The sequence below is a fragment of the Robiginitalea sp. genome (assembly GCF_049588695.1).
Classification (GTDB): Bacteria; Bacteroidota; Bacteroidia; order Flavobacteriales; family Flavobacteriaceae; genus Robiginitalea.
The window spans coordinates 1-7112 of the sequence record NZ_JBAVZJ010000285.1; the positions used below are offsets into that span (position 1 = coordinate 1).

At 47.7% G+C, this 7112-nt stretch carries 9 protein-coding genes and 1 tRNA gene; 8 read left to right on the plus strand and 2 right to left on the minus strand.

The annotated features are described in order from the left end of the window. The 5 genes from WBV75_RS06885 to WBV75_RS06905 all read left to right on the plus strand — a co-directional run. Positions 1–273 (plus strand): AAA family ATPase (locus WBV75_RS06885; RefSeq protein WP_424119899.1); only part of this gene is annotated, 273 nt, incomplete at its 5' end. Further along, positions 242–2143 (plus strand): RecQ family ATP-dependent DNA helicase, encoded by a 1902-nt coding sequence (locus WBV75_RS06890; protein ID WP_424119900.1) that lies wholly within the window; start codon positions 242–244, stop codon positions 2141–2143. The genes WBV75_RS06885 and WBV75_RS06890, both read left to right, overlap by 32 nt. Continuing rightward, positions 2140–3090, plus strand: a complete 951-nt coding sequence (gene fmt, locus WBV75_RS06895; RefSeq protein WP_424119901.1) for a methionyl-tRNA formyltransferase — start codon at positions 2140–2142, stop codon at positions 3088–3090. Before WBV75_RS06890 ends, fmt begins: the two co-directional genes overlap by 4 nt. Positions 3091–3267: 177 nt before the next feature. Next, positions 3268–3540 carry an HU family DNA-binding protein gene (locus tag WBV75_RS06900; RefSeq protein WP_424119902.1) on the plus strand — a complete coding sequence of 91 codons (273 nt, stop codon included), beginning with the start codon at positions 3268–3270 and terminating at the stop codon, positions 3538–3540. A gap of 100 nt (positions 3541–3640) precedes the next feature. After that, complete coding sequence (locus WBV75_RS06905) at positions 3641–4201, plus strand: YqgE/AlgH family protein (protein ID WP_424119903.1); 561 nt, start codon at positions 3641–3643, stop codon at positions 4199–4201. Here the strand turns inward: WBV75_RS06905 and WBV75_RS06910 are convergent. Beyond that, on the minus strand, positions 4198–5064 hold the full coding sequence (locus WBV75_RS06910; protein WP_424119904.1) for an aminotransferase class IV: 867 nt from the start codon (positions 5062–5064) through the stop codon (positions 4198–4200). The two genes, WBV75_RS06905 and WBV75_RS06910, sit on opposite strands and share 4 nt — an antisense overlap. A gap of 54 nt (positions 5065–5118) precedes the next feature. Further along, positions 5119–5502: an START-like domain-containing protein gene (locus tag WBV75_RS06915; protein ID WP_424119905.1), complete on the minus strand. Its 384-nt coding sequence runs from the start codon at positions 5500–5502 to the stop codon at positions 5119–5121. 136 nt (positions 5503–5638) lie between these two features. Between WBV75_RS06915 and WBV75_RS06920 the strand changes: the two genes are divergently transcribed. From WBV75_RS06920 to WBV75_RS06930, 3 genes are all read left to right on the plus strand, one after another. After that, a tRNA-Leu gene (locus WBV75_RS06920) sits at positions 5639–5712 on the plus strand. Between the two features lie 7 nt (positions 5713–5719). Next, positions 5720–5908: a hypothetical protein gene (locus WBV75_RS06925; protein WP_424119906.1), complete on the plus strand. Its 189-nt coding sequence runs from the start codon at positions 5720–5722 to the stop codon at positions 5906–5908. 47 nt (positions 5909–5955) lie between these two features. Beyond that, the coding region (locus WBV75_RS06930; protein WP_424119907.1) for a CBS domain-containing protein at positions 5956–7112 on the plus strand (1157 nt) is incomplete at its 3' end.

The following is a 7112-nucleotide window of genomic DNA, read 5'->3' on the forward strand; positions in this document are numbered from 1 at the left end:
GGGTATGACTCCGAATTTACGGAGCCCTGTCAGCAGTTTCGCTATGATTTGGTCGTACTGCTCCCGCCCTGGGAAGCCATTTACCGGCAGGATAACGAGCGGTTGGAACGTTTTGAACAGGCATGCCAAATCCACAAATCCCTGGAAGACGTTTATCAAAAATTTGGCTATCAGGTTGAAACCTTAAACCCGGGAACCATAGAGGAGCGGGTAACGAAACTACTGGAAGTGTTAGCGCGTTATGACGAAAAAAACTCCACAGGAGGTTCTTAAAACCCATTGGGGTCATGAGGGGTTCAGAGGGTCTCAGGCGGGTATCATCCAGGCCGTCATGGACGGATCTGACGTTCTGGCCCTGATGCCTACTGGAGGGGGGAAATCGCTATGTTATCAGATTCCGGCAATCCTGCAGCCGGGCCTATGTATTGTGGTTTCGCCCCTTGTCGCCCTTATGGAGGATCAGGTGGCAGACCTGAAATCCAGGGGTATAAGGGCACTGAGCCTGTCGGGAAAACTCAAAGAAGAAGACCTGATTCGATTGCTCGACAACACAGTTTTTGGTAAATACGACTTGCTCTACCTCTCCCCGGAACGCCTGCAGCAGGAATTGGTCCTAAGCAGGCTGAAGGAACTCCAGGTATGCTTAATTGCCATAGATGAAGCCCATTGCATTTCCCAATGGGGATTTGATTTTCGTCCTGCTTATTTGAAATGCGCTGTATTGCGGGAGCTGCACCCGCAGACCCCGGTAATAGCCCTTACGGCAACTGCCACGCCCCAGGTTCTGAACGATGTGGAAAACCTTTTGGAACTGAATACTCCCAGTGTATTCAAGGATTCGGTTAATCGGCCAAACCTCATCTACTCTGTCACAGCCACAGAAGATAAAAGATACCGCCTGCACCAACTTTTAACCCGATATCCCGGCAGTGCGATTATCTACGTGAATTCCAGACGGGCTACCGTGACGCTTTCAGAACATCTTAAGGGTCGTGGTTTTTCGGCAGAACCTTTTCATGGAGGCCTGCCTCCCGATGTTAAGAGCAAACGCCTGAAGCTATGGCAATCCGACGCATTGAGGATTATGGTGGCTACCAATGCTTTCGGTATGGGAATCGATAAAGCAGATGTACGCCTGGTCGTACATTTTCAAGTCCCCGAAACCCTTGAACACTATTTTCAGGAAGCCGGAAGGGCCGGACGAGATGGCGAAAGAGCCTATGCCACCTTACTCTTAGGTCCGGATGACCTGGAGCAATCCAGAAAGCAATTCCTTTCCAACCTCCCACAAGTCCGGGATGTTCTCAATACCTATTCCCGGCTGAACAGCTATTTAAAGATCCCCTATGGAGAGCGTATTGAAACTCCCTTTCCCTTCGACCTGACGGATTTCTGCAACACCTATAAGTTACCTGTCTACCTTACCTACAACGCTCTGGAGATCCTGGACCGACAAGGCGTTATAACCCTGAGCAAAGAGTTCTGGGAAAAATCCCGGATCCGGATAACAGCCTCTAAGTCGGATTTGTGGAACTACTTTAAGGTGCATCCTGAATTCAAACAAACCCTGCAGGTACTTCTAAGAACCTATGGGGGATTGTTTGACTTTGAAACCAGGATCAATACCCGTATGATTTCCCGTAAAATAGGGTGTTCAGAACAGGACCTCAACACGGCATTAAAACGTCTGGAAAAAGATGGAATCCTTGAGCTTTACCAGCAGGAAGGCGATATGCTCCTCACCTTCCTCAGGCCCCGGGAAGATGAAAAAACCATTTACGCCTTTTCCGATCAAGTGAAATCCCGCCGAAAAATCAAAGAAGAAAAAGTAGGCCAAATGGGAGCCTACCTCCAAAACAACAAACAGTGCCGGAGTATTCAGCTGTTGAAATATTTTGGGGAGACTTTCAAAAAAACCTGTGGTTTTTGCGATGTTTGCCTGAACAAAAAACAATTAAGTACAGCGGAACTATCAGCACTCCGACAGAAAATCATGGAAGCCTTAAACCATGGGCCCATGACCTCTAGAGAGTTATTGGAAACCTGGGAATATCCCGAATCTGAAACCTTACAATGTCTTCAGGAACTGCTACACGATGGCAAGCTGCGACTTGGAGGTAAAAACCAGTACATCGTATTATGAAAAATCCCCTGAGAATTGCCTTTATGGGAACTCCGGAGTTTGCAGTTCCCTCCCTCCAATTATTACTGGATGAGAATTATCCGGTTGTCCTGGTGGTGACTGCACCCGACCGCCCTGCAGGGCGTGGAAGAAAAGTACAGGGTTCAGCCGTCAAGCAGTGTGCTGAGAAAAACGGGATACCCATCCTTCAGCCCGAAAGGCTTAAAGATCCGGAGTTTCTGCATCAGCTTCGTGAATACCGGATTAACCTGCAGGTCGTAGTGGCCTTTCGTATGCTACCCGAGGCGGTATGGGCGCTTCCGGAATTCGGCACCTTTAACCTCCACGCCTCCCTCCTGCCCGACTATCGCGGTGCGGCTCCTATCCACTGGGCTGTGATTAACGGCGAAAACGAAACCGGCGTGACGACCTTTTTTATAGATGAGCAAATAGATACAGGCCATATCATCCTTCAGGATAAAACCCCTGTGGGGCCCGAAGAAACCACAGGCTCCCTTTACCAGCGACTTATGGGGATGGGGGCAAGACTCGTGCTTGAAACCGTGATGCAGATCGCTTCCGGAAATGTAGCTACCCGACCCCAGAAGCACCTGAAAACCCCCAAAAAAGCACCAAAGCTCTCCCCTGACAATACCCGGTTGGACTGGACCGGTTCCCAAAAAGAAGTGTATAACAAGATTCGTGGGCTGTGTCCTCACCCCGGAGCCTGGACATACTTTGAAAATGGCGGAGAAGCGGAGAGGGTAAAAATTTTCAGGACCAAAATCGATACACATTCGGCAGAAGCTCCTGCCGGGAGCCTTATGAAGTTGGAAAAACGACTTTTGGCACGGACTTCGGATGGTTGGCTGGAGGTCCTGGAAATGCAATTGCCTGGCAAGCGGCGTATGTTTGTTGAAGACATCTTAAATGGACTGGAGATCCAAAAATCCGCTCGATTTCTGTGAGCCCCCATTTTATCGGCTCTCACAAAAGCACGATAGAATTTTCAGGTTTATCAACAAAGGCCCGAAGTTATCAACAAAAACGGCTATTTCCCCCGGTTTTACTTGTCTGACCGCTAAATCCGTATAATTTTGTCAGCGCTTTGCAATATGTATAATAACTCTTAATTATTTTAAATTATGAACAAGACAGAACTAATTGATGCTATGGCAGCAGACGCTGGTATCACCAAAGCTGCAGCTAAGAAAGCACTGGAGTCTTTCCTCGGAAATGTTGAAGGAGCTCTCAAAAAAGGAAATCGCGTATCCCTTGTAGGATTCGGATCATGGTCCGTATCTAAGAGAAATGCACGCGAAGGTCGTAACCCTTCTACAGGGAAGACGATCCAAATTCCAGCCAAAATGGTAGTTAAGTTTAAGGCAGGATCTGATTTGAGTGACGCTGTAAACTAATTCAGCCGCCTTTGTTAAAAATATTAAAGCACCCTTCTGGGTGCTTTTTTTGTTAATTAGGCGAATTATTCTATTTTTAGTTGAGTAACACGCTGCCTTTATGATTGGTTTAAAACCAAAGAAGGGAAAATTACTTATCGCGGAGCCTTCCCTGACGGGAGATGTCTCCTTTAACCGTTCCGTAGTTTTGCTTGCAGAACACAACGGTGAAGGTTCAGTAGGGTTTATCCTCAATAAACCCCTGAACTATAGTATGAATGAACTCGTATCGGAAATCGATGTGCCTTTTCCGGTTTTCAATGGAGGTCCTGTGGAACAGGATAACCTCTATTTTATACACAAAGTGCCGGAACTCATTCCCGAATCCGTAGAAATCTCAGACGGTATCTATTGGGGTGGTGATTTTGATATTACAGTTACTTTGGTGAATTCAGGTCAGATCGACCAGGCAGATATTCGCTTTTTTCTGGGATACTCCGGTTGGGCATCCCTTCAACTCGACAAAGAATTGCATTCTAAGTCATGGATTGTAGTAGCCAACAAATACGAGAGCAATATTATTGAAAAACCCTCACAGACCTTTTGGAGGGAGAAAATGAGGGAATTGGGCGGGCAATATCTCTTGTGGTCCAATGCGCCGGAGAATCCCAGTCTTAATTAAAGGCTTCCATCTCCTTGGGCACGCTCCCGAATATACCCATTGATCATATCCAATACAAAAACGGCGGCCTCCCGGCTGTAATTCGCCTTCCTGTATCGCGTAATCGAGGATACCCCTGAAGAAATATCCAGCATAAAGAGCTCATCGGCCTGCTGGAGTTCGAAGGGTGAAATATGCCCTTCTTGCAGATCGTAAGGCATATCTTTCCAATCCTGCTTCAACAGGAACTTTCGCAGAATATCATCGGAACAACCATCTGTTAAGGAAGGTGTTTTAAGCCCTTCACCCTTACGCAAAAACAAGTTCCCGTGTAATCCCAGGGCAATTTCTTTTCTGTGGTTGACCAACAGGCAGGTGTCAAAATCATTTTCATCTGCATACACAGCGGCCAGGACCCATGGCAATTTCATATTGTGGGGTAGCCGGGATAGTCCATCCGCCTGTAAGTAGTAGTCCTTAAAGAGATCTGCGACAAGCCCGGGGGAATCCTGTGGAAATTCGGCAGCTTCCAGCGGGGTAAAGTCTATGACATACGATATCCCCCTGGAAGGCGGTAAATACCCTGTTCCATTTCTGCGAAATACCGTAATACGAATTTCACAGGGTGCTTCAGTACTGCCCGAAGCGGTGAGGGTCTTCAGAACTTCCTCCTGTAGGAACTCCAGGGTGAATTCCATTGGGATTTCCATGCGGAGTTGGCGCATGGAAGCCATGAGTCTGAAATAATGCGCCTCCCAAAACAAAAGGACAGAACCCGTGTAACGGACGCGCTCACTGAGCACATCTCCAAATTGAAGGCCCCGGTTTTGATGATCTAGAAAATGACTGGAATCAGGGAGGAGATCCCCGTTGAAATTGACCATAAAAAAGCATAAATTTTTTGGCAGGTCAAAGATAAGGACTTCCCCCGGGAAGTATTAACTGGATCCGATAACTTGTTTCAGGTCGGAAACCTGGTTGTCCCAGAGCATTTTAGCCTCGTCAACCTCGTCCTCCTCTGCAAAATCGGTAATAAACAGGGAAACATCTTTTGTAATTTCGTCAACGATGATACGCATTTCAAAAAAATAATCCTCCTCGTTATTGTCCCATGAAAAACGCACAAATTCATCCGTTTTCCGCTTCAGCAAACGGGCCACTTCTTCGGAGCCATCCCAAATAAAAGTAAAGAGCTCACCCCTGGAATTCACATTGTCGGCAAACCACTCTGAGAGGCCAGAGGGCGTGGCGAGATATTGAAAAAGGAGTTGGGGCGAAGATTGGATAACAAACTCCATTTCATACTTAATTTTCTCGCTCATAGGGGGCTCTGTTTAGTCCACGGACAATATATAGATTTCTAAAAGATAAAAAAATAATTCCCAAAAACTTTTTGGTATGTCAATTTTGAAGAGCCCAAAATTAAGGCTTATATTTGCCCCCGCTTACCGCAAGTATGGCGAGGTAGCTCAGGTGGTTAGAGCGCAGGATTCAGAACCCTGAGGTCGGGAGTTCAAGTCTCCCTCTCGCTACTTTTAAATGACAAAAAAACCCGGGACTAAAGTCCTGGGTTTTTTTATTTCCGATTTCTTGCTTTCCAGTAATTTCATCTCTTTTAAAGACCTATTCTCCAACAGCACGAATTCCCTGGGTCTCGAAGCTGCAACCGTATTCACACTGGGCATTCGCCTGGATGTCAGCCGATCCTGGAACCGCAAGATTTTCTAATGTCGAGGGACTTTCCAAAGTCAGATTTTTTGATGTAAATTGCTGAAATGAGCAACCGGATTGTCGAACGGGTAGCTGATTTTCTTCGGCGCTACCCACCATTTAACGAGCTTACGCCAAAAGACCTGAAAAGCCTGTCTTCGGATGTGGATATACTCTACATGGACAAAGGGACGTATATCTTTAAAGAGGATGAACCCGCTCACGCTTTCTTTTATGTTATTCAGAGAGGGGCCGTCGCCCTGCGCAAGGGCAATGGAGGGGAGGTTATCGATATTTGTGATGAGGGAGACCTGTTCGGGCTCAGGCCCCTGATGGCCGGAGAGAACTACAAACTGGAAGCTATAAGCCAGGAAGAGAGTATCTTATATGCCATCCCGATATCTGAATTCCGGCCGCTGATCCAGAGTTATGAAGAGGTTGGAAATTTTGTCATCGAATCCTTCGCCTCCAATACCCGGAATCCCTATGCCCGGTTGACCAGAACCGATGCCCTCGGGCCTCTCCCGCCTCAGATGGCCGCCAGGGCTGAGACTCCCTTTACTGAAATCCTACCCATACATCCCCGGAAAGACCTGGTGCATTGCACACCTCAGACACCGGCCCGGGAAGTAGCCACCCTGATGACAGCCCATAATGTGGGTTCGGTACTGGTCCTGTCAGAAGGGCTTGCCGAGGGCATTATCACGGATAAAGATCTTAGGAACAAGGTAGTTACCGGACGCCATTCCATAGACGCCCCTGCTTCAGATATCATGACGAGTCCGGTGATTACCTACCCGGCAAAGATGACCATTACCCAGGCACAGCTCGCCATGATGAAAAACGGGATTGGGCATCTATGCCTGACAGAAGACGGCACCACAGAGACTCCGGTTGTGGGAATCCTATCAAAATACGACCTGATGCTCGCCCTGGGCAACAGTCCGGAAGTGCTGCTTCGGGCTATTAATCGAACCCGGAAAATCAAACGGCTAAAACCCATCCGCAAACGGGTGGAATACCTGCTGAAGGGATACCTGGAGAATAACATTCCCATGTCCATTACCATGAAGCTGATTGCAGAACTCAACGATGCCTGTATTAAAAGGGTTATCGAGCTCAGCCTTCGAAAAGAGGGCAAAGCGCCTGCAGCCTTTGCCTGGTTGGCCATGGGGAGCCAGGGAAGAGGGGAACAACTGCTGCACACAGATCAGGACAATGC

Excerpts from the sequence above, each read along its gene's own strand:
- WBV75_RS06890 (WP_424119900.1), top strand. The coding sequence starts at position 242 with ATGACGAAAAAAACTCCACAGGAGGTTCTTAAAACCCATTGGGGTCAT.
- WBV75_RS06925 (WP_424119906.1), top strand. The coding sequence starts at position 5,720 with ATGACAAAAAAACCCGGGACTAAAGTCCTGGGTTTTTTTATTTCCGAT.
- WBV75_RS06910 (WP_424119904.1), bottom strand. The coding sequence starts at position 5,064 with ATGGTCAATTTCAACGGGGATCTCCTCCCTGATTCCAGTCATTTTCTA.
- WBV75_RS06915 (WP_424119905.1), bottom strand. The coding sequence starts at position 5,502 with ATGAGCGAGAAAATTAAGTATGAAATGGAGTTTGTTATCCAATCTTCG.
- fmt (WP_424119901.1), top strand. The coding sequence starts at position 2,140 with ATGAAAAATCCCCTGAGAATTGCCTTTATGGGAACTCCGGAGTTTGCA.
- WBV75_RS06905 (WP_424119903.1), top strand. The coding sequence starts at position 3,641 with ATGATTGGTTTAAAACCAAAGAAGGGAAAATTACTTATCGCGGAGCCT.
- WBV75_RS06900 (WP_424119902.1), top strand. The coding sequence starts at position 3,268 with ATGAACAAGACAGAACTAATTGATGCTATGGCAGCAGACGCTGGTATC.